The 22,377-nt window shown below is 68.4% G+C and carries 17 protein-coding genes; 6 read left to right on the top strand and 11 right to left on the bottom strand.

The window, feature by feature from the left end:
• Window positions 1-81 precede the first annotated feature (81 nt).
• From IH45_RS0111535 to IH45_RS0111525, 3 genes are all read left to right on the top strand, one after another.
• On the top strand, window positions 82-1,158 hold the full coding sequence (locus tag IH45_RS0111535; RefSeq protein ID WP_078897458.1) for an AAA family ATPase: 1,077 nt from the start codon (window positions 82-84) through the stop codon (window positions 1,156-1,158).
• On the top strand, window positions 1,155-2,258 hold the full coding sequence (locus IH45_RS0111530) for a ParB/RepB/Spo0J family partition protein (protein ID WP_078897456.1): 1,104 nt from the start codon (window positions 1,155-1,157) through the stop codon (window positions 2,256-2,258). Before IH45_RS0111535 ends, IH45_RS0111530 begins: the two co-directional genes overlap by 4 nt.
• A 307-nt stretch (window positions 2,259-2,565) precedes the next feature.
• Window positions 2,566-3,183 (top strand): GNAT family N-acetyltransferase, encoded by a 618-nt coding sequence (locus IH45_RS0111525; protein WP_030665555.1) that lies wholly within the window; start codon window positions 2,566-2,568, stop codon window positions 3,181-3,183.
• 73 nt (window positions 3,184-3,256) lie between these two features.
• Here IH45_RS0111525 and trxA read toward each other — a convergent pair whose 3' ends face one another.
• From trxA to sigM, 4 genes are all read right to left on the bottom strand, one after another.
• On the bottom strand, window positions 3,257-3,583 hold the full coding sequence (trxA, locus tag IH45_RS0111520) for a thioredoxin (RefSeq protein WP_030665551.1): 327 nt from the start codon (window positions 3,581-3,583) through the stop codon (window positions 3,257-3,259).
• Window positions 3,584-3,626: 43 nt separating this feature from the next.
• Complete coding sequence (gene trxB / locus IH45_RS0111515; RefSeq protein ID WP_030665548.1) at window positions 3,627-4,601, bottom strand: thioredoxin-disulfide reductase; 975 nt, start codon at window positions 4,599-4,601, stop codon at window positions 3,627-3,629.
• A 117-nt stretch (window positions 4,602-4,718) separates the two neighbouring features.
• Window positions 4,719-5,651 carry an anti-sigma factor family protein gene (locus IH45_RS0111510; protein ID WP_030665545.1) on the bottom strand — a complete coding sequence of 311 codons (933 nt, stop codon included), beginning with the start codon at window positions 5,649-5,651 and terminating at the stop codon, window positions 4,719-4,721.
• Window positions 5,648-6,343 (bottom strand): RNA polymerase sigma factor SigM, encoded by a 696-nt coding sequence (gene sigM, locus IH45_RS0111505; RefSeq protein ID WP_030665543.1) that lies wholly within the window; start codon window positions 6,341-6,343, stop codon window positions 5,648-5,650. Before sigM ends, IH45_RS0111510 begins: the two co-directional genes overlap by 4 nt.
• A gap of 308 nt (window positions 6,344-6,651) precedes the next feature.
• On the opposite strand from sigM, the gene IH45_RS0111500 reads away from it, so the two are divergent.
• Entirely contained in the window at window positions 6,652-7,077 is a 426-nt protein-coding gene (locus IH45_RS0111500; RefSeq protein WP_030665541.1) for a hypothetical protein, read from the top strand.
• Between the two features lie 156 nt (window positions 7,078-7,233).
• On the opposite strand, the gene IH45_RS0111495 is transcribed toward IH45_RS0111500, so the two are convergent.
• The 3 genes from IH45_RS0111495 to IH45_RS0111485 form a co-directional block, all read right to left on the bottom strand.
• Window positions 7,234-8,958, bottom strand: coding sequence for a protein kinase family protein (locus tag IH45_RS0111495; RefSeq protein ID WP_030665538.1), 1,725 nt, complete (start codon window positions 8,956-8,958; stop codon window positions 7,234-7,236).
• Between the two features lie 107 nt (window positions 8,959-9,065).
• On the bottom strand, window positions 9,066-11,264 hold the full coding sequence (gene murJ / locus IH45_RS0111490; protein WP_030665537.1) for a murein biosynthesis integral membrane protein MurJ: 2,199 nt from the start codon (window positions 11,262-11,264) through the stop codon (window positions 9,066-9,068).
• 46 nt (window positions 11,265-11,310) lie between these two features.
• Window positions 11,311-13,611: a DUF6049 family protein gene (locus tag IH45_RS0111485; protein WP_030665534.1), complete on the bottom strand. Its 2,301-nt coding sequence runs from the start codon at window positions 13,609-13,611 to the stop codon at window positions 11,311-11,313.
• Between the two features lie 210 nt (window positions 13,612-13,821).
• On the opposite strand from IH45_RS0111485, the gene IH45_RS0111480 reads away from it, so the two are divergent.
• Window positions 13,822-15,297, top strand: coding sequence for a CCA tRNA nucleotidyltransferase (locus IH45_RS0111480; protein WP_030665530.1), 1,476 nt, complete (start codon window positions 13,822-13,824; stop codon window positions 15,295-15,297).
• Window positions 15,298-15,363: 66 nt separating this feature from the next.
• On the opposite strand, the gene IH45_RS1000000149825 is transcribed toward IH45_RS0111480, so the two are convergent.
• From IH45_RS1000000149825 to IH45_RS0111460, 4 genes are all read right to left on the bottom strand, one after another.
• The gene (locus IH45_RS1000000149825) at window positions 15,364-16,002 is read right to left on the bottom strand and encodes an LppU/SCO3897 family protein (protein WP_032917207.1); all 639 of its coding nucleotides are present in this window, start codon (window positions 16,000-16,002) and stop codon (window positions 15,364-15,366) included.
• A 111-nt stretch (window positions 16,003-16,113) separates the two neighbouring features.
• Complete coding sequence (locus IH45_RS0111470) at window positions 16,114-17,373, bottom strand: MFS transporter (RefSeq protein WP_030665524.1); 1,260 nt, start codon at window positions 17,371-17,373, stop codon at window positions 16,114-16,116.
• A gap of 78 nt (window positions 17,374-17,451) precedes the next feature.
• A complete protein-coding gene (locus IH45_RS0111465; protein ID WP_030665522.1) occupies window positions 17,452-18,534 on the bottom strand; it encodes an inositol-3-phosphate synthase in 1,083 nt (360 codons plus the stop codon).
• Window positions 18,535-18,582: 48 nt separating this feature from the next.
• Window positions 18,583-19,260 (bottom strand): PadR family transcriptional regulator, encoded by a 678-nt coding sequence (locus IH45_RS0111460; RefSeq protein WP_030665519.1) that lies wholly within the window; start codon window positions 19,258-19,260, stop codon window positions 18,583-18,585.
• A 365-nt stretch (window positions 19,261-19,625) separates the two neighbouring features.
• On the opposite strand from IH45_RS0111460, the gene IH45_RS0111455 reads away from it, so the two are divergent.
• The gene (locus IH45_RS0111455) at window positions 19,626-22,319 is read left to right on the top strand and encodes a transglycosylase domain-containing protein (RefSeq protein WP_030665516.1); all 2,694 of its coding nucleotides are present in this window, start codon (window positions 19,626-19,628) and stop codon (window positions 22,317-22,319) included.
• The last annotated feature ends 58 nt before the right edge of the window (window positions 22,320-22,377 follow it).

Here is a 22,377-nt window from a genome sequence, read left to right as displayed (position 1 = left end):
CCCACACAGGGCACGGATGTATCCACAGAAGTGGGTTCATCCACAGGAGAGCGGACCTCACTGGTTCACGACACCGAAAGCATGGCAGGCTCTGAGCACTGCGAGCCTGATGTCGAGGAGAGTGAATCCTTGCGGTCCGACGCCAACATCGCGGGACCGATGACCGACCCGGTCCCCGGTCCCCGTAGCGAGTCGCTCGGGGATGACGTTTCACGTGAAACGCCGTCCCCGATGGACGACACCCCGATCGGTCGTGCAGCTCAGCTGGCGGTTCAGACGCTTGGCCGCACGGGAGAACCACTGCCCCGACCCGAGCAAACCCGGGTCATGGTGGTCGCCAACCAGAAGGGCGGGGTGGGCAAGACCACCACCACGGTCAACCTCGCCGCCTCCCTGGCCCTGCACGGCGCCCGTGTCCTGGTCATCGACCTCGACCCGCAGGGCAACGCCTCCACGGCTCTCGGTATCGACCATCACGCCGAAGTTCCCTCGATCTACGACGTGTTGGTGGAGAGCAAGCCGCTGTCCGACGTCGTGGTGCCCGTACCCGACGTGGAGGGGCTCTTCTGTGCGCCCGCCACGATCGACCTGGCCGGCGCCGAGATCGAACTCGTCTCACTGGTGGCCCGTGAAAGCCGGCTGGACCGGGCCATCAAGGCGTACGAACAGCCGCTGGACTACATCCTCATCGACTGCCCTCCCTCGCTCGGTCTGCTGACCGTCAACGCCCTGGTGGCAGGTGCCGAGGTGCTGATCCCCATCCAGTGCGAGTACTACGCGCTGGAAGGGCTCGGCCAGCTGCTGCGCAATGTCGACCTGGTGCGCGGGCACCTCAACCCCAAGCTCCATGTGTCGACGATCCTGCTGACCATGTACGACGGCCGGACCCGGCTGGCCTCCCAGGTCGCGGACGAGGTACGCAATCACTTCGGCAACGAGGTGCTGCGCACCAGCATCCCCCGCTCGGTACGCATCTCCGAGGCGCCCAGCTACGGGCAGACGGTCCTCACCTACGACCCGGGCTCCAGCGGCTCGCTCTCCTACCTGGAGGCGGCCCGGGAGATCGCCCTGCGCGGAGCGGCCCGGGCCGGTGCCGGGACCCAGGGCCTCACCGTGAACTACGAACCACAGCACAGCATGCCGGAGGGGAAACAGTGAGCCAACGACGGAACAGGGGACTCGGCCGTGGGCTCGGTGCGCTGATCCCCGCAGCACCACAGGCCGCGGACAACGCCGCTCCCGCGGTGAGCCGGGGCACGACATCGCCGTCCGCGGTGCCGGTCCTGGCACCGGAACGGGGCGTGGCGGCGGCGAAGGTCACCTCGATCGCCGCGAAGGCCGTTTCACGTGAAACGGATGAGACGCAGGAAGCGGAAGCAATCGCGGACGGGGTGCAGGAGGTCGCCGGCGCGCACTTCGCCGAACTGCCTCTCGACGCGATCACACCCAATCCGCGGCAGCCGCGCGAAGTCTTCGACGAGGACGCCCTCGCCGAACTGGTCACCTCCATCCAGGAGGTCGGCCTCCTCCAGCCGGTGGTCGTCCGGCAGACCGGGCCCCAGCGGTACGAGCTCATCATGGGCGAGCGCCGCTGGCGGGCCTGCCGCGAGGCCGGTCTGGAGAAGATCCCGGCCATCGTCCGTGCGACCGACGACGAGAAGCTGCTGCTGGACGCGCTGCTGGAGAACCTTCACCGGGCACAGCTCAACCCGCTCGAAGAGGCCGCTGCGTACGACCAGCTGCTGCGCGACTTCAAGTGCACCCATGACGAGCTGGCCGACCGCATCGGCCGTTCGCGCCCGCAGGTCTCCAACACCCTGCGGCTGCTGAAGCTCTCGCCGTCCGTCCAGCGCCGCGTCGCCGCCGGGGTGCTCTCCGCGGGGCACGCGCGCGCCCTGCTCTCCGTGGACGAGGCGCAGGAGCAGGACCGGCTGGCACACCGCATCGTGGCCGAGGGGCTTTCGGTGCGTGCGGTCGAAGAGATCGTGACGCTCATGGGCGCCAAGCCCGCCGGCAGCTCCAAGGCGAAGAAGCCGCGGGCCGGCACCCGGGTGGCTCCCGCCCTGACGGACCTCGCGTCCCGGCTCTCCGACCGCTTCGAGACCCGGGTGAAGGTCGACCTGGGTCAGAAGAAGGGCAAGATCGTCGTCGAGTTCGCCTCGATAGACGACCTGGAGCGCATCCTCGGCACCCTCGCCCCCGGTGAGGGGCGGGTGCTCGACAAGAGCCTCGACGAGGAGAACGGCGAGGAGGGCTGACCCGACCCGTCCGGCCCCGAGGGCGGGCCGTGTTCCGCGCGGATTGCGGAACACGGCCCGCCCTTTGCTGTGTGGCGGTACCCGCGTACGCGGACCGTGGATACGATGCGATCGGGTATGGCGCACATCCACGGGGAAACCCCCACAACGAGGAGTAAGCCATGCGAACGGTGAGCCGCACCGGACTGGTGGCAGCGGGCTTCGGCCTCGGAGCAGTCGGCGGTTTCGTCGGTGGCCTGCTCACGGAGCGGGAGCTGCGGACGGCATCGCGCGGTGCGGCGGGCGAGGGAAGTGAGGACCTGTCTTCATGGGCCGTCGGCTCGTACCGCTCACGCTGGACAACCTTCCGGATCTCCCCAAACGCTGCCGCTCATGCGTCTTCTGGGAACTCGACCCCGTCAGCGGGGAAGCCGCGGTAAGAGCGGGCCGTCCCGAGCTGGAGAAGGAAGCCTGGATTTCGGCCGTCCTCCTCGAATGGGGCTCCTGCGGCCGCGTCGTCTATGTCGACGATGTCCCGGTCGGCTTTGTGCTGTACGCCCCTCCCGCGTACGTGCCGCGCTCCACGGCCTTTCCCACGAGCCCGGCCTCCCCGGACGCCGTGCAGCTCCTGACGGGCTGGCTGACACCGGGCTACCAGGGACAGGGCCTGGGCCGGGTGATGGTGCAGACGGTGGCGAAAGACCTCATCCGCCGTGGCTTCAAGGCGCTTGAGGCGTTCGGGGACGCCCGGTGGGAGGAGCCGGCGTGCGTGCTCCCCGCCGACCATCTGCTGGCCGTCGGCTTCAAGACGGTGCGCCCGCATCCGCGCTTCCCGCGCCTGAGACTGGAGTTGCGCACCACGATCTCCTGGAAGGAAGACGTGGAACTGGCCCTCGACCGTCTCCTGGGCGCGGTGCAGAAGGAGCCTGCCCTGCGCCCGCTGTGAGGGCCGCCCGTACAACGCGAACGGGCCCGACCCCCGAAAGGGTGGGCCCGTTCGCGTGGCACACGAGGTGCGATCAGGCGAGGAAGTCGCCCAGCTCGCGCTCCAGCATGGCCTTCGGCTTGGCGCCGACGATGGTCTTCACGACCTCGCCGCCCTGGTAGACGTTCATCGTCGGGATCGACATGACGCCGTACTTGGCGGTGGTGGTCGGGTTCTCGTCGGTGTTCAGCTTGGCGATGACGATCTCCTCGTGCTCGGCGGCGATGGCCTCCAGCGACGGGGCGATCTGGCGGCACGGGCCGCACCAGGTGGCCCAGAAGTCGACGAGTACGGGCTTGTCGCTCTTGAGGACGACCTCTTCGAAGTTGGCGTCCGTCACGGTCACCGTGGCACCGGCCATGGCAATCTCCTTACTGGGTGGGGTTGGGGGCGTCGGGGCGGGGTCAGGCGGAAGCGGTCTTCTCCGGCTCGGGCACGTCCTCGCTGTCCGAGAGGGCGGCGAGGTGCCGCTCGGCGTCCAGGGCCGCGGAGCACCCGGTGCCGGCCGCGGTGATCGCCTGGCGGTAGGTGTGGTCCACGACGTCGCCGGCGGCGAAGACGCCCGTGAGGTTCGTACGGGTGCTGGGGGACTCCACCTGGAGGTACCCCTCGCCGTCCAGCTCCAGCTGTCCCTTGAACAGCTCCGTGCGCGGGTCGTGGCCGATCGCGATGAACAGACCGGTCACCGGCAGTTCCGAGGTCTCGCCGGACTTCAGGTTGCGCAGCGTCAGGCTGGAGAGCTTGTTCTCGCCGTGGATCTCGGCGACCTCGCTGTCCCAGACGAAGCTGATCTTCGGGTCGGCGAAGGCACGCTCCTGCATCGCCTTGCTCGCGCGCAGCGTGTCACGGCGGTGGATGATCGTGACCGACTTGGCGAAGCGGGAGAGGAAGGTGGCCTCCTCCATCGCCGTGTCACCGCCGCCGACCACGGCGATGTCCTGGTCCTTGAAGAAGAACCCGTCGCAGGTGGCGCACCAGGACACACCGCGGCCGGACAGCTCGTCCTCGCGGGGCAGGCCCAGCTTGCGGTGCTGCGAGCCGGTCGTGACGATCACGGCCTTGGCGCGGTGCACGGTGCCGGCGGTGTCGGTGACGGTCTTGATCTCCCCGGTCAGGTCGACCGCGACCACGTCGTCCGGCACCAGCTCGGCGCCGAAGCGCTCGGCCTGGGCGCGCATGTTGTCCATCAGGTCGGGGCCCATGATGCCGTCGCGGAACCCGGGGAAGTTCTCCACCTCGGTGGTGTTCATCAGCGCGCCACCGGCGGTGACGGCGCCCTCGAAAACCAGCGGCTTCAGGGAGGCACGGGCGGTGTAGAGCGCGGCGGTGTAGCCCGCGGGCCCGGAGCCGATGATGATCACGTTGCGGACGTCGCTCACGGGTGTCTTCCTTGTCTCTGCCGACTGCTTGCTGGGGCTCTCGGTGAACTCTCACCCCACCCAACGGATCCTACGGGGCAGGCATTCCCGCGGTGCCCCGGCGCCCTCGCCGTCGGCTCAGTCTCGCCGGTACGAGTGGGTCAACAGCACCTTGCCGGGAGCCGGCGGTGACGCCGAGACGCAGGAGGACGCGATGACGTAGGCCGAGACGCGGCTGGGGTCGGTGGGGTGCGGCAGAACGACGAGGTACGCGTCCTGGCCCTCGTAAGAGCTGCGAGCCGACGCTAGCGGAGCCTCGGTCCGTCCGGTGCCCCGCTGGACACAGGACGGGACGGCGTCCGTCGCGCCGCGCAGCGGTGTGTCCGGAGAACTCTGCGTGCCGACGTCCGGAGTCTTCTTGCTGCCTGAGGCGGTGAGGAGGCTGTGGACGCGGGCTTCCAGCGTGGCGGACGTCAGTGCGGAGGAGGCCCCGGCGCTGTGCTTGGTCGATTCGCTGTGCTGCTTCTGCCCATCGCTCTGCCCGCTGCCGGAGCTGATGTTCTGGATGATGACCCCGCCGACGCTGAGGACCGCTGCGGCAGCCGCGGCGCCGAGCAGTGCCCTCGGCCAGCGACGGCTTCGGGAACGGGCTCCGGTCGTCCGGCGGCCTGGACCGGTAGCGGCCCTGGGGTGTCCGGACGGCCGGGTGACAGGCCCGGACGGCGACGCGGTCGGCGCCGGTTCTGTTTCACGTGAAACAGCGGCGGCGACCTGCGATGTTTCACGTGAAACGTCGGGGACATGGTCCGGTGCGGTCGAGTCGAGCAATGCCTCGGCCGCCAGTGCGGCATCGATGCGCTCCGCCACATCGGCCGGCATACGAGTCGGCCCGGGGAGCGTGCCGAGAAGCCCCCGGATCTCCTCCAGGGAAGCGTGCACGTCTTCACACAGCTCACAGCACGCCAGGTGATCGCGTAGATCAGCGGTGCGGGACGGTGACAGCAGACCGTCCGTGAGCGCGGAGATCTCGGAGACCTCCGGGTGCTCGTCCGTGTCGGTCGTCGAAGTCACGAGCGCCCACCTCCGCCCTTCACGGCATCTGTGTCCTTCGGTCCTGCCGCCTGTGGGACGGATGTCCCCTGCGCCCGGTTCCTTCCCCCGCTGACGGGTCTGCTATCCCCTTCTCCCGAACGCAGATGGGTGAGCATCGGCAGCAGCCGCGCCCGGCCCCGTGCGCAGCGGCTCTTCACCGTCCCGGTGGGCACGTCGAGGATCTCCGCCGCCTCGGCCACCGGGTATCCCTGCATGTCAACGAGGACCAGGGCAGCACGTTGTTCCTCGGGCAGCGTGCGGAGCGCGCGGAGCAGCTCCCGGTGCAGGTCCTGCCGCTCGGCCGGTACGGCTGCGGACTCGTGCGGCTCCAGCAACTGCTCCAGCCGCTCGGTATCGGCTACCGGTGACGTGCGGCGGGAGGCTGCCTTGCGGGCACGGTCCAGACAAGCGTTGACCGTGATGCGGTGCAGCCAGGTCGTGACGGCCGACTGGCCGCGAAAGGTGTGGGCGGCCCGGTAGGCGGAAACGAGGGCGTCCTGGACGGCGTCCGCTGCTTCCTCCCGGTCGCCGAGAGTGCGAAGGGCCACTGCCCAGAGCCGGTCACGGTGCCGCCGGACCAGCTCGCCGAAAGCGTCGGGGTCGCCGGCCACGTGGCGGGCGAGGAGGTCTCCATCGCTTGCCACGTCAGAGCCGCCTGTCTCAGGCCCCACAGGTCCCCCTGCTCGCGCGGGTAGCGGATATGTGGCTCCATTGAAGCCCGCCGCGCTACGAAAGTAAACGTCGACGAGGTGCCGAGCCGGGTTATCGGCCAGCCTTCGCAGGCTGCGGTTCAACCGTTGCGGTGCGTCATCACTTCGAAGCCGTGAAAGGGCGCGGATCGGATGATTTGCCGAGGCGTGAACAAACTGAAACGATCTTGAGCGCCGGTGTTTCCGCTGGAGACGTTGAATGCAATCCAGTCGGACTCCTATATCGCCGGATAACTCGCTACCAGAGAGAGTTTCAGGAGTAGCTTTTCATGAGGAACCTCAAGCGCCTGCTGTTGATTGCGGTGGCTTCGGTAATTGCTCTCGGTGCGATGCCGGGCTCGGCTTCCGCTTATTCGAAGGGCGCTTGCAGCTACCGCAAGACGCTGAGCACGAAGACCTACGGCGGGCATGCCACGGTGAAGCTGCTCGTTTACCGGTGCGGCGATGGCCATGACTGGACGATGGCCGGCATGACGTCGAACGGAGGCGACAGCGAGGGGGCGCTTTGGATGGATGTATCCCGTAACGGCGGGAAGACCTGGAAGGGATTGGTCCAGAAGCGTCGATTCAGCCTCGACCCTGGTGACACTGCCGCGATTGCGAACAACAAGCTTCAGTACGACGGCCCCGGATACTCGGTGAGGGCCTGCGGGTACTACGGCAACAACAAGGTCTACTGCACCCGCTGGAACTAGGCTGCGCCAGTTTCGCTGACCGAGCCCTGGCCGGTAAACCGGCCCGGGCCCCTCTGCTGTCCAGTTGTCCCGGTGGTCACGGAAAATGCACGGGACCGGTCTTGCCCGTCCCGTGCATTTCTTTTCTCCCGGATTTCGCGGAAGCGGTTGATGGGATCAACCGCTGACTTTGACCTCCGAGATGCCGCCCCGGTAACCGCCCCCCGAATCCTCACTGGGCAGCTCCGTGATGTGGATCAGGACGTAACGCGTCTTTATGGGCTTGTCGAGCTTCACGGACAAGGTGTTGCCCGACTTCTCCAGCTTCGACAGGCGCTGCGGGAACGCGCTGAGGGTGGACGGAGCGGACGCGGACGCGTCGGCGGCGAGCACTTCGGCCGTGTGGCCCGGCCGGTACATGCTGACCTCGACGCTGGAGACCTCCTTCACGCTCCCCAGGTCGACGACGAGGCCACTGCCGTCCTTGCGAGTCGGGAGATTGCCGAAGTTCGCCCAGCCCTTGAACTCGCCGGTGACCCAAGCTGTGCCGGGGTTCCCGTCCACGGCGTTCGACGCCGGATCCTGCGAACCGGCGACCAGCTTGCCGGTGAGCGGCGAGAACTCGGTGACGTCGTCGATCGCGATCGGCTTCGGAGCGGGCTTCTTCTGCTGCTTCCCGCTCTCCGGCTGCGAGTTCTCCTGGTTGTCCTGGCCCTCGGTCTGCAACAGGGTGTCCGCCAACTGCCAGCTCCCGAGCCCCAGCGCGGCGATGAGCAGGCCGGAAACGCACCACTTGAGCGCTCGGCCGGTACGGCTCTGCAGCGGTGGCGGCGGGGCGGGCACCGCCGCGGAACGCGCCGGCGCCCCGCCGGTGCGCGACGGCGGCTGGCCGTACGTGCCCTGCTGGTAGCCGGTGCGCTGGTAGGGCGGCGGCGAGGTGAAGGACGTCTCCGGCGGACGGATGCGCGGTATGGCCGTGACGGCCTTCGCCAGCTCCTCCGGAGTGGTGCAGGCCGGCTCCTGGCGGGACGCGGTGGCACCGTCGTTGACCAGCGCGCGCATGGCCAGCTCGGACAGGCCGCGGTGCACCCCGGCCCGTACCTGGTCCGGGGGGATCATGCCGATGTCCTTGGGCAGCCCCGACAGGCCGTACGCGTCGCTCTCGTACGGCCAGCGCTGGGTCAGGGCGGCGTACAGGAGCGCGCCGATCGCCTCGGTGTCCGTGCGCTGCGGGTGCTCGCTGGTGATGCCGCGCAGCGCGGCCATCACCGCCAGACCGCGGATGCGGTACTGCCCGGACTCGGTCCGCAGCACCGAACTCGGGTTGAGCCTGAGATGGGACAGGCCCTCCCGGTGGGCGGCGGCCATGGCCTGGGAGACCTGGCTGACGAGCTGGTAGGCGTCGTGCGGTTCGAGCGGCCCGTTCGCGAGCACGGCGGACAGCTCGGTGGCGTCCGGCAGCCATTCGTGCACGACGTAGACGAGGTCGTTCTCCTCGACGGCGTCCAGGACCTGCACGAAGCGGGGGTCACCGAGCAGCGCGGCGGAGCGGGCGGCGGACAGTACGGGGCGGGCCCGCGGGTGGTCCGCGGGCAGGATGTGTACGCCGACGGCACGGCGCAGTTTCTCGTCGACCGCACGCCAGCTGCTGAATCCGTCCAGACGGGTGACGCACTCCTCAAGGCGGTAGCGTCTGGCGAGCTTGTGCCCGCTGTGCAGTTCGGGCGGCTTGGTGTCGGTCACCGCGGCACGCTGATCGCCGGTGCGTGCGGTGTCCTTGTCCGTGCCGGTTACGCTCTCGGCCTCCGCACCGTCGTTCGTGGCCTGTCCCGCCTGGGCGGTCAGCGGTTGCTCACCGCTCGTGTCGGCCACGTCGACGGCAGCCGTGCTCCGTTCCGCCACCGTCGTTCCTGCCTCCCCATCCGTTGCAGGCTCTCCGAGCCAAGACAATTGTGCCCACAGTCCGCCACTATGCACGACACACGGTTGCGGCCGATGGTTGTGCCCGCTCAGCGCCCCAGCTTCGCGCGCACCATGCCGACCATGGCGTTCATCTCTTCGACCCGCATCCGCTTCGCGGCGAGGAAGAAGACGGCGATCAGTGTGACACCGCCACCGACCAAGGCGGCCAGGGAGCCGGTGACACCGCTGCCGAGTGCCAGGGTGATTCCGTATGAGGCCGCGCCGCCGACCAGGGCGGCCGGCACACAGGCCCCGGCGAGGCGGGCGTACGTACGAATGACGTGCGGCCCGTCCAGGTCGCCGCCCAGCCGTTTGCGCAGCCGCCGCCAGGCCACGCCGACGCCGACGGCGTAGGCCAGTCCATAGGCCGCTGCGAGGCCCACCACGACCCAGCGGGCCGGCAGGACCAGGAAGCACAGACCGGAGACCGCGGCGTTGACGGCGGCGACGATCACGGTGTTGAAGAACGGTGTGCGGGTGTCCTCGTAGGCGTAGAAACCGCGCAGGATGACGTACTGCGCGGAGTACGGGATGAGGCCCAGACCGAACGCCATGATCACGTAACCGATGTTGGTGGCACCGGCCCCCGCGCTGGAGAACATCAGCGTCGCCATGGGGACACCGAGCGCCAGGAACGCGAAGGCGCACGGCACGATGGCCACCGCCGAGGTGCGCAGTCCGTAGGAGATGTCGTCGCGTACGGCGGTGACGTCCCCGTCGTGGGCTGCTCGGGAAATACGCGGCAGAACAGCGGTCATGACCGAGACGGTGATGATCGCCTGCGGCATCTGCCAGAGCTGCAGCGCGTAGTTGTAAGCGGTGATACCGGTACCCGAGTGGCCCTGGCCCTCGGCGACCGAGCCGGCCCAGGTGGCGATCTGAGTCACCACGACCAGGCCGAGCTGGTTGGCGAGCACGAAGAAGAAGGTCCACTTGGCCAGCCGTGCGGCCTTCCCCAGCCCGTGGCCGCGCCAGTCGAAGCGCGGGCGGAGCCGGAAACCGGCGTCCCGGAGGTAAGGGAACATGGCGAGCGCCTGCACGGTCAGACCGAGCAGTGTGCCGATGCCGAGCAGCCGGACCGCGTCGGCGGAGACGTTGCCCGCGCTCACACCGCTCTGCGAGAAGCTGCCGAAGACCCAGATGAAGGCGCCGAACGTGGCGATCACGATGACGTTGTTGAGGACCGGGGTCCACATCATCGCGCCGAACCGCCCGCGGGCGTTGAGGATCTGCCCCAACACCACGTGCACGCCCATGAAGAACATGGTCGGCAGGCAGTAGCGGGCGAAGGCGACCGCGACATCCATCTGCTCGGGATCGGAGGCGATCTTCGGCGACATCATGCTGATGAAGACCGGCGCCGCCAGCACACAGACCGTGGTGATGCCCGCCATCAACACCGTGACCAGCGTCAGCAGGCGGTTGGCGTACGCCTCGCCGCCGTCCTCGTCGTTCTTCATGGCCCGCACGAGCTGCGGGATGAACACCGCGTTCAGGGCGCCGCCGCCGACCAGGATGTAGATCATCGTCGGGAGGGTGTTGGCGACCTGGTACGAGTCGTTGAGGGTGCCGACGCCGATCGCCGCGGCGATGACGAGGTTGCGTACGAATCCCAGGATGCGCGAGACCAGCGTGCCCGCGGCCATGACCGCGCTGGACTTCAGCAGCGACGACGCGCGTCCGCCGGAACGCTTGGCGGGAGCCGCGGGCTCCGGCGCGGGCGTCGGCGGCTGCTCCGGTACGGAGGCGGCCTGCGGAACCGGCTCCTGCTGCGGCGTCATCGGACGCTGCGGCTCGTACGGCTGCCGCTGGTCCCGGTACAGGTGCGCGAAGGCGTCCGGTTCCCGGCGATCGTCGGCGGCCTGCGAGATCAGGTCGTCCACGCCCACGAACTGCGTCGTGGCGGCGTCGTCACCGTACGGCAGGTGGCGCGTCGGGCCCTGCGGCTCGGGCGGCGGGGTCGGTGCCCACACCTGCGGGTCAGGGGTGTGCTGCGGGGCGGGCGGCTGCTGGTAGAGCGGGTGTGGGGCCTGCCCGGGAGGCGGTGGGGGGTGCGCGGACCGGTCGTAGAAGACGTCGTTGACCGGGTCCTGGGCCGTGGGGTCCTGGGACCGGTACGGATCGTTGGCGTACGCGTCGTGCACATACGGATCATGGGGCTGCTGCCCCTGGGGCGTCGGCGGTCCCTGACCCGCGGGGGTGTCGTGCGCACCCCTGCCGCGGTCACCGTCGTACGGCGCATTCATCGCTGCCCCACCTCATCCGTCGCCGGCCATCCGGCCCCGCCATCTATCAACGGTCCACTTTCTCACCTGAGCCGGACGCGTCCGTGCTTTCCGAACCGGTGTCCGGCTCGTGGTCACCCGGCTGCACCGGCTCGTCACCGTCCGTACCGTCACCCCCGTTGCCGTCCTCGGGCCCACCGTCACCGTCGGTCCCGTTCCCGTCGCGCCCCGCCGCGGCGCGCTTGCGCTGGAGGTAGATGCGGACACCGGCGAGGACGAGCAGCAGGACTCCGCCCGCGATGACCAGCATGATCGTCGAGGTGATCTCGGTGACGTTGACCTGGAAGGTCATCGGCCGGCCGTACCGCTTGCCGTCCGCGGTGTAGAGCTGCGCCGTCACCTGCACGGGACCGTTGGCGTTCGCCGTCGTGTCGAACTTGAACGACTGGCTGTGGCCGCCGTCGACCGTGATCTCCTGCGGCTCGCCCGTGTCGAGCCGGTTGGGCTGCGAGGACGAGAGCTCCAGCGTCAGTCCCTTGACGCCCTGGACCAGGTTGTTCTGCACCGTCACCGGGATCGTCGCGCTGCGCCCGGAGAGCGTCGCAGGAGACTTCTGGATCAGCTGCACGTTCTTCGTCAGACCGTCGAGATAGGTGTGCACAGAGCTGCGGAAGGCCGCGGCGCCCGCTTCGTCCAGCCGCCACTCGGTCGACATCTCCCGCATGATGGCGTTGCCGAACGGCGTCACCACGCGCGGGGGCTGGGCCAGCACGGGCGCGAAGTCGTCGAGCGTGGTCTGGGTGTTCTGGATCTCCTCGAAGGCTTCCGTCGGGAGTTCCTGCTTGCGCAGCGAAGCCGGGTACTCGCCGGCCCCCGGCACCTGGCGATTGGCCCCGGGGTCGGGCGCGGCCTTGGCGGCGCCTGTCAGGTTCAGCGGTTCGGCCCAGCGGCCCGGCACCAGATTCTTGACGCCCGCGGCCATCGCCTGCGCCTGGCTGACCGAAGGCGTGCGCTGCGGCGCGACGACGATGTTGCGCTGCCGCCCGGGCTCCTGGCCGTTGATCATCAGGCTCTGGGCGAGGAACTGCTGGATGGCCAGCGTGGAGTTCTCGGCTTTGGACAGGTCGCCCTCGAAGGCCGTGGACAATCCGGCGTCGGCGACGATGGCGGTGTTGCCGCCGCCGATCGGGCGGGCTGCCGTCGGGCTGTAGGCGAGGCTGTCCTCCTGCAGGCTGTCGCTGCGGGCGATGATGTTGTGGGCACCGCCGGAAGTGGCGACATCGATGATGGAGGAGTCGACGGCGCCTTCGGCGGGCCAGGCGAAGTCGGTGCGGGGCTTGACACCCAGAACCGTCTCCACGGTTTTGGCCGCCTTCGTCGTGGCGGGGCCGAGGTGCCCGAGGGCGCTGGGGACCTCTTTACCGCGGTGCGCGAGCGAGGCCAGGTCGGGGTCGGCGAAGGGCAGCGCGATGACCTCATGGGTCTTCACCGCCTCCTCCACCTGCTTCAACCATTGCTTGGCGACCGCCTGGTTCTTGCCCGCGGTGGGTCCGTCGGGTCCTTCGACCTTGTACGTCCTGGTCATCGCGTCGACGGAGGCGAGCAGGTCGGGGTCGATGACGAAGGTGACGGGGAGGTCCTTGCCGAGCGCCACGAGCTGCTGGAGCCGCCCGCCGGGGGCGATCTCCGATGCCAGGTTGTCGTTGCGGAAGACCGGTGTCTGCTCTGCGTCCGCGTCGGTCTCCGCGGTCAGGTGTGTCGAGGAGATCAGCGGCCACAGGTACGTGAGCTGAGTCTTCTTTTCCACGTCGGAGTTCTGCCAGGGCAGGAACGTCCGCTCGATGCCGAGTACCTGCTCGTACGAGGCGCCATCGGACCGGCCGGACAGGGAGACGCCGAGCTGGTAGACGCCGTCGTCACCGAGATCGAGGTCCTTGACCGGGACGTGGAGGGTGAAGGTGCGGCTGACGCCCGGTTCCAGCTTGTCGATCTTCTGGGTGAGGTTCCCGATCTCCTGGCCGTCGGCTCCCTGGGAGAAGCCCGTGCGCTTGGCGGCCGTGTCGATGGCGCTGCGGCTGTTGAGAGCGGGACCACGCCGCAGGCCCACGTGCGCGTCGGTGATCGGGACATTGCTGCCGTTGGTGAGCGTCCCGGAGACGGTGAGGGTGTCGTCCTTCTTCGGCGCGTTGGGGGTCAGCGCGTCGATGGAGACGTCGACGGTGCGCGGGCCGGCGGCACGGGCTTCGGGGGCGGCCGGGATCTGCACCATTCCCGCCAGCAGCGGCACACCGGCGATCAGTGCCGCGGCCCGGCGCAACCACCGACGGCGCGGCCGTTCACTCCCCTGGAACCCTGCCGCCTCGGCCACGCGTTCGCCCGTCCCTCGTCGTCGTCAGTGGTCGTCGGAATGTGCGTCCACGCATGGTAACGAGACCCGCTGGGGTGAAGTGCTGGGGACTGCTCCACAAGATCGCTCGGCAGCCGGCCCGGAGAGACGCTTGTCCCCTTTTTCCTGCGCTGCCCGGCGCCATCGCCGACGGGACGCCTCGCGCGACGTGGCCACGTACCCTGTTCTGTTGTGCCGAACGCCAACAATGACTTCCCCGCCCCGCAGCCCGAGCGGACCCCGCAGTCGACGGACGCGCTGAACCAGGTGCAGCGCCGTGCCGTCGGAGAACTGTTGCGGGTGTCTCCCGTCGCGGACGATCTGGCCCGCCGTTTCCAGGAGGCCGGGTTCACGCTTGCCCTGGTCGGCGGCTCGGTACGGGATGCCCTGCTCGGCCGGCTCGGCAACGACCTCGACTTCACCACCGATGCCCGCCCCGAGGACGTACTGAAGATCGTCCGGCCGTGGGCGGACGCGGTGTGGGAGGTCGGCATCGCCTTCGGCACCGTCGGCTGCAAGAAGGACTCGTTCGACATCGAGGTCACCACGTACCGCTCGGAGGCGTACGACCGGACCTCGCGCAAGCCCGAGGTGTCCTACGGCGACTCCATCGAGCAGGACCTGGTGCGCCGGGACTTCACGGTGAACGCCATGGCGGTGGCGCTACCGCAGAAGGAGTTCATCGACCCACACGACGGTCTGGAGGACCTGGCGGCACGTGTCCTGCGGACACCGGGGACGCCGGAGGAGTCCTTCTCCGACGATCCGCTGCGGATGATGCGAGCTGCCCGGTTCGCCGCCCAGCTGGACTTCGAGGTGGCCGACGACGTCGTCTCCGCGATGAAAGCCATGGCCGAGCGCATCGACATCGTCTCCGCGGAGCGGGTACGGGACGAGCTGAACAAGCTGCTCCTGGGCTCCCACCCGCGCAAGGGCCTCAAGCTGCTGGTCGACACGGGCATCGCCGACCGGGTGCTGCCGGAGCTGCCCGCACTGCGTCTCGAACGTGACGAACATCACCGTCACAAGGATGTCTACGAGCACTCGCTGACGGTGCTGGAACAGGCCATCGACCTCGAAGAGGACGGCCCCGACCTGGTGCTGCGGCTGGCGGCACTGCTGCACGACATCGGCAAGCCCAGGACGCGTCGTTTCGAGAGTGACGGCCGGGTCTCCTTCCACCACCACGAGGTGGTGGGGGCGAAGATGACCAAGAAGCGGATGACCGCGCTGAAGTACTCCAACGACATGGTCAAGGACGTCTCGCGGCTGGTGGAGCTGCATCTGCGCTTCCACGGTTACGGGACGGGCGAGTGGACCGACTCCGCGGTCCGTCGGTACGTGCGAGACGCCGGCCCGCAGCTGAAGCGACTGCACAAGCTGACGCGTTCGGACTGCACCACCCGCAACAAGCGCAAGGCCAACGCCCTCTCCCGTGCCTATGACGGGCTGGAGGAGCGCATCGCGTGGTTGCAGGAGCAGGAGGAGCTGGACTCGATCCGGCCGGACCTGGACGGCAACGACATCATGGAGATTCTCGGCATCGCCCCTGGCCCGGAGGTCGGTAAGGCGTACAAGCACCTGCTCGAACTCCGGCTGGAGAACGGGCCGATGGAGCGGGAAGAGGCCGTCGCCGCTCTGCGCGAGTGGTGGGCCGCGCAGCAGTGAGCGCGTCGTTTCACGTGAAACACCGCGGTGGGCACCGCCGTGTTTCACGTGAAACGAGGGTCGGCTCTACTTCTTGATGTCTTCGAGGCAGAGCACGACCTTGCTGCGGTGCCGACGGCCGGTGGCTTCCGAATAGGCGTTGTACTTCGTCAGGTCGCACAGCTTCTCGTCGGTGGTGTCGTCATGCACCTCGGCGACCTTGTAGGCCGCGTCAGAGGCGGCGCAGTCCACCTTCTCCAGGTCCGGCCGGATGGTCGTGCCGTTGTTCTTCATGCAGTCGCCGACGGCTGCCTTTTTGGCGTCCGAGCCGAAGAGGGAGTTGAAGCCCGCGAGGCCGCCGAGCACCAGGCCCAGCACGACAAGACTCAGGATCACGCGGAAGACCTTCCGGCCCACGCTGTCCGAACGCTGGGGCCCGGGCGGCAGGGGTGCCGAACCTTGTGGGGGCATGCCGTAGGGCTGCTGCGGGGGCGCTGCCTGCGGCCAGGGAGCACCCTGCTGCGCAGGCATCTGCGACGGGGGAGCATAGCCGCCCTGCGGCTGGCCGTACGGAGCGTTGGGAGCCTGCGGGGGCTGCGGCTGGCCGTACGGGGTGGGCCCCTGCGGCGGCTGCCCGTACGGAGCGTTCGGCGCCTGCGGGTACGGGGCCTGGCCGTAGGGATTCTGGCCGTACGGGTTCTGGCCCGGAGGCGGCGGCATGGTCATGGAGGTCCCCCTGAAAGCTGTGCGTCATCGTGTGAGCTGAAAGCACGTAACGTATCCGGTCGCGAGGTGACCCTGGCGCGGGCGGGGGCCCCGGGCCTGGGCTCCGGGCGGTTACCGCCGTACGAAACGGATCAGCGACACGGCGGTTGCCGCGTAGAGCAGAGCCACGGCGACGACGAGAACACCGGACCTGCCGTCCAGCGGCAGCATCAGCGCCGCCACGGCCGCGGCGCCGACGTAGGCGACGTTGAAGAGCATGTCGTAAACCGCGAAGACACGGCCACGGAAGGCATCGTCCACTGACGACTGCACCACCGTGTCCGTGGAGATCTTGGATGCCTGGGTGCTGAGGCCGAGGACGAAAGCCGCGATCAGCAGCGGCACGTACGCGAAGAACAGCCCCAAAGCCGGAGTCAGCACCGCCGACAGTCCCGCGCAGCTCGCCATCCAGACCAGGGGCGTGAACCGTTCCACGGCCGACGGCGTGATGACGGCGGCGGCGAAGAAGCCCGCCCCTGACACGCCGACGGCGATCCCGAGGAGCGCCAGCCCGTCCGACTCGCTGTCGGCCCACGCGTACCGGCACAGCATCAGCACCGTCACCGTCAGGGCTCCGTAGCAGAAGCGCAGAGCGGTCATCGCTGTGAGTGCTGCCGCTGCGGTACGTCGCTCCAGGAGGTGACGCAGCCCGTCCACCAAGCCGCGCGCGGTGCTCAACAAGGCTGCGCCGACACGCGACTGGAGCTGGGAAGGGTCTGGCCCCAGCAGCCCCGGGCCCATGCGCAGCGAGACACCGGAAGCGCAGAGGTAGAGGACTGCGGCCAGCAGCACGACGACCGTGTTCGACTGGCTTCCCGCCAGCCGGACGGCGAAGGCGAGCCCACCGCCCGCGGTCGTCGCGAGCGTGCCGGCGGTCGGGGAGAGGGAGTTGGCCACGACCAACCGCTCCGTGCCGATCACCACGCGCGGCAGGGCTGCCGACAGCCCGGCCAGCACGAAACGGTTGACGGCCATGACGGACAGTGCGGAGGCGTAGAAGAGCCAGTCGGAAGCTCGCACGGTGATCAGGGCGGCGGTGCCGAGAGCGAGCACGGTGCGCAGCAGATTGCCGTACAGCAGGACCTGCCGGCGGCGCCACCGGTCGAGGAGGACACCAGCGAAGGGGCCGAGCAGCGAGTACGGGAGCAGCAGGACCGCCATGGCGGAGGCGATGGCCGCGGGAGTCGCCTGCCTCTCGGGCGAGAAGATGACGTACGTGGCGAGCGCGACCTGGTAGACGCCGTCGGCGGCCTGAGAGAGGAGCCGTACGGCCAGCAGGGAACGGAAGTCACGCAGCTGGAGCAGTACGCGGAGGTCACGCACAACGGGCATGAGGCCCAGCCTCACACAGCACGCAGGCCCCCGGTCGGAATTTCCGGGGGCCTGCGTGCTAGGCGGACGGCGCGATGATCAGCGCTCGACCTCGCCCTTGATGAACTTCTCGACGTTCACGTGCGCCTCGTCGTCGAAGTACTGCACCGGTGGCGACTTCATGAAGTACGAGGACGCGGAGAGCACCGGGCCACCGATGCCGCGGTCCTTGGCGATCTTCGCGGCGCGCAGGGCGTCGATGATGACACCCGCGGAGTTCGGGGAGTCCCAGACCTCCAGCTTGTACTCCAGGTTCAGCGGGACGTCACCGAAGGCACGGCCCTCCAGGCGCACGTAGGCCCACTTGCGGTCGTCCAGCCAGGCGACGTAGTCCGACGGGCCGATGTGGACGTTGTCCTCGCCCAGCTCGCGGTCGCGGATCTGCGAGGTGACGGCCTGGGTCTTGGAGATCTTCTTGGACTCCAGGCGGTCGCGCTCCAGCATGTTCTTGAAGTCCATGTTGCCGCCGACGTTCAGCTGCATCGTGCGGTCCAGGACGACACCCCGGTCCTCGAAGAGCTTGGCCATCACGCGGTGCGTGATCGTGGCGCCCACCTGCGACTTGATGTCGTCGCCGACGATCGGCACGCCGGCCTCGGTGAACTTGTCCGCCCACTCCTTGGTGCCCGCGATGAAGACCGGCAGGGCGTTGACGAACGCGACCTTGGCGTCGATGGCGCACTGGGCGTAGAACTTCGCGGCGTCCTCGGAGCCGACGGGCAGGTAGCACACCAGGACGTCGACCTGCTTGTCCTTGAGGACCTGGACGATGTCGACCGGCGCCTCGTCGGACTCCTCGATGGTCTGGCGGTAGTACTTGCCCAGACCGTCGAGGGTGTGGCCGCGCTGGACGGTCACGCCGGAGTTCGGCACGTCGCAGATCTTGATGGTGTTGTTCTCGCTGGCACCGATGGCGTCCGCCAGGTCGAGGCCGACCTTCTTGGCGTCGACGTCGAAAGCGGCCACGAACTCGATGTCACGCACGTGGTAGTCGCCGAACTGCACGTGCATCAGGCCGGGCACGCGGCTGTCCGGGTCTGCGTCCTTGTAGTACTCGACGCCTTGTACCAGCGAGGCGGCGCAGTTGCCCACGCCGGCGATGGCTACGCGAACCGAACCCATTCCGGTTGCTCCCTGTGTTCTCGACAAGGCCCCGCGGACTGCGGAGCCTCAGGTGGTGGTGTCATCGGACGGATCCGGCCGGGAACCACCCCGACGCCGGGGCAGGCCGCCCGTATCTCCTGACGTGTCCTTCTGGTTCCGCTCAGCGGGGTCCGCGGCGCGTTGATCGCGCCCGGCGCGTTCGCTCTCGATCAGCTCGTTGAGCCACCGGACCTCGCGCTCCACGGACTCCATGCCGTGCCGCTGCAGTTCGAGGGTGTAGTCGTCCAGCCGCTCGCGCGAACGTGCCAGGGAGGTGCGCATTTTCTCCAGGCGCTCCTCCAGGCGGCTGCGGCGGCCTTCCAGCACCCGCATCCGTACGTCGCGCGAGGTCTGCCCGAAGAAGGCGAAGCGGACGCCGAAGTGTTCGTCCTCCCACGCGTCCGGGCCCGAGTGGGCGAGCAGCTCCTCGAAGTGGCTCTTCCCCTCCGGCGTCAGCCGGTAGACGATCTTCGCCCGGCGGCCCGTGAGGGACGCGGGCGCGGTCTCCGGTTCACTGCCCGTCTCCTCGGTCAGCCAGCCGTTCGCGACCAGCGCCTTCAGACAGGGGTAGAGGGTGCCGTAGCTGAACGCACGGAAGACCCCCAGCGACGTGTTGAGCCGTTTGCGCAGCTCATAGCCGTGCATGGGGGACTCGCGGAGCAGCCCGAGGACGGCGAACTCAAGGATGCCGGACCGCCTGCTCATGCCCGCCTCCTTGTCCTCGTGCGTTCTTTATGCCGAGCTGATGTATCGATTCGATACATCCAGACGATAGGTCGAGCCCACGGAAGGGACAAGAGGGGGGACGGTGAGCGGCGTCACATCACCGTTTCGTTCCACCCAAGCTGACGGTTTTGGAGTGAATTTCAACAGTGAGCAGGTTTTGGCCGTGCGTAGTCTGTGCGGCATGCAGACTGCCGGGAACCGAGGGACGACAGGGGACGTCCCCGTCCTCGGTGTAGTGCGACCCCATGAGCCATATGGGTGCCGTACGTCGGGGGGACCTGAAGCCAACTGCCGCCTTCAGGCGACGAGATAGATCGCGCGCCTGCCCGAGGAGTATTCGTTCCATGAGCGAGCACCGTCGCAAACCGCCCCAGCCACAGGGCGGCGGACGTGCAGCGGCCCGACGAGCCGCACAACAATCGGGGCGCCGTGCCGCGCCCTTCCGTGGCTCCGCACCCGCCCCCGGCCCGGCTCCCGACTCCGGAGCGTACGGGCAGGAACGGCCGGCCGGTGGCAGAGCCGAGGCGCGGCGGGCCGCGCAACGCGGCGGTCGCCGGCGCGCTTCCGATACGGCTGCGATGGCCTCAGGCAGTGGCCATGGCGGACGTGGTGGCGGTCGGCGCACCGGCGGCGGTGGCGGTGAAGGCGGTAGCGGGCGTGGCCGGGGAGCAGGCAAGCCCGGCAAGAAGCGGTTCATCGACTACCCGCGGTCCGGCAAGATCGGCTGGCGCCGTTTTGTGCCCTCGTGGAAGCAGGTCCTCACCTCCTGCATCGGATTCTTGGCGCTGCTCGTCGGCGCGGCCGGCCTCGCTCTCGCCTACGTGGACATCCCGGACGTGCAGAAGGCGTCGCAGCTGCAGAAGAACGTCTACTACTGGTCCAACGGCAAGCCGATGGTCGTCGCCGGCGGTGGCGATCTCAACCGCCAGATCGTACCGATTGAGTCGATCCCCAAGACCATGCAGAACGCGGTGATCTCTGCCGAGAATGCCTCGTTCTACGAGGATTCGGGCGTCGACCCGATGGGCATCGCACGCGCGGTCTTCAACATGGCCAGAGGCGGCGAGACCCAGAGTGGCTCGACCATCACCCAGCAGTACGTGAAGAACACGTACCTCGACCAGTCGCAGACCCTCAAGCGCAAGCTCACCGAGCTGTTCATCTCGGTGAAGGTGGGCATCCAGGAGAAGAAGACCGACATCCTGGCCGGCTACCTCAACACCGCGTATTACGGGCGCGGTGCGTACGGCATCCAGGCCGCGTCCCGGGCGTATTACGGCAAGGACTGCGACAAGCTCACGCCGAGCGAGAGCGCCTTCATGGCCGCGCTGCTCAACGGTCCCAACCTCTACGACCCGTACATCACGACGGAGACCAAGGGCGCGAACCTCAAGCGCGCCGAGTTCCGCTGGAAGTGGACGCTGGACCGTGAGGTCGAGGTCAAGCGGATGACCAAGGAGGAGCGGGACCAGATCAAGGAATTCCCGATGCCCAGGAAGCCCAAGAAGGCCATGGACCTCCGTGGACAGAAGGGCTACCTCGTCGACCTCGCGAACAACTACATCACGGCGAACACCAAGATCACGGACGCCCAGCTGAAGCTGGGCGGCTACGAGATCCACACGACCTTCGACGAGAAGAAGGTCAACGAGCTCGCTGAATCCGTGGACAAGGTCACCAAGGAACACATCAAGCCGGACCAGCGCGAGGTGGACAAGTACATCCAGTTCGGCGGCGCATCGGTTGAACCGAAGACCGGAAAGATCGTCGCCATCTACGGCGGCAAGGACGCGACCCAGCACTATACGAACAACGCCGACTACACCGGTGTGCAGGTCGGTTCGACCTTCAAGCCGTTCGTCCTGGCAGCGGCGATGACCGACGGCGTACGGGACCCGCACAATCCCGAACGGCGCACGCGGGTCTCACCGAACAGCATCTACAACGGTGACAACAAGCTGAAGCTGCTCAACTACGACGGGACCGTCTGGCACGACAAGGACGGCAAGGAGTGGCACCAGGCGAACGACGGCAACGAGGACCGCGGAAAGATCACGCTGCGCACCGCCATGCAGTTCTCGGTGAACACACCGTTCATCCAGCTCGGCATGGACGTGGGCCGTGACAAGGTGAAGGAAGCGGCCATCGACGCGGGGCTGCGCGACGACCAGAGCATGGCGAAGACCACCCCGACCTTCTCACTGGGCACCTCGGCGCCGAGCGCGATCCGGCTGGCCGGCGCGTATGCCACCTTCGCCGCCAGTGGCCAGCAGAGCGACCCGTATTCGGTCGAAAGCATCGAGAAGGACGGCAAGACCGAGTACGAGCACACCGATAAGCCCAAGACGGGCTTCAGCGCGGCGGTTGCGGACAACGTCACGGACGTCCTGAAGACCGTGGTGGAGAAGGGCACCGGTACGGCCGCGAAGCTGCCCGACGGCCGCGAGGCGGCCGGCAAGACCGGTACCACCGACGACAACAAGTCGGCGTGGTTCGCCGGTTACACGAAGCAGCTGGCCACCACGATCGGCATGTGGCGGGTGGACGACCAGGCCAAGCAGCAGGAGTTCTTGAAGATGTACGGCGTCGGTGGCGAGAAGAAGGTCCACGGTGCGTCGTTCCCGGCCCGCATCTGGGCGGACTTCATGGCGCAGGCCATGAAGGGCCAGAAGCTCGAACGCTTCCCGGACCCGGCACCGATCGGCCAGACGGTCTACGGAGACGGTATGAGCCCGTCCCCGAAGCCCACTCCGTCCGCTCCCCCGCCGAGCTCCCCGACGCCCACCCCCTCCAAGACGGTGAAGCCCAGCGAGCCCGCTAGCCCCACTCCGACCCAGACCTGCGCGGACTGGGACATCGCATGCCGACACAACGGCGGTACGACCGACGGCGGCCAGACCGGCGGCCGGCCGGGTGGCGGGGACACCGGTGGCACGACCACGTCGCCCGATCCGAGCACAGGAGGGCCCGGAGGCGGTGACGACGGTGGCATCTTCGGACGCCCGGCCGGCGGCACGTCGGGCGGACGACGCGAGTGACCGCTGACTGTTTCACGTGAAACACGACAGGCGAAGCCCCCGACCCGGTGAATCCGGG

This window comes from Streptomyces rimosus subsp. rimosus, from assembly GCF_000720725.1.
Lineage (GTDB): Bacteria > Actinomycetota > Actinomycetes > Streptomycetales > Streptomycetaceae > Streptomyces > Streptomyces rimosus_A.
Note: the sequence above shows the minus strand (reverse complement) of the source record. Positions and strands in the feature narration are given on the sequence as shown.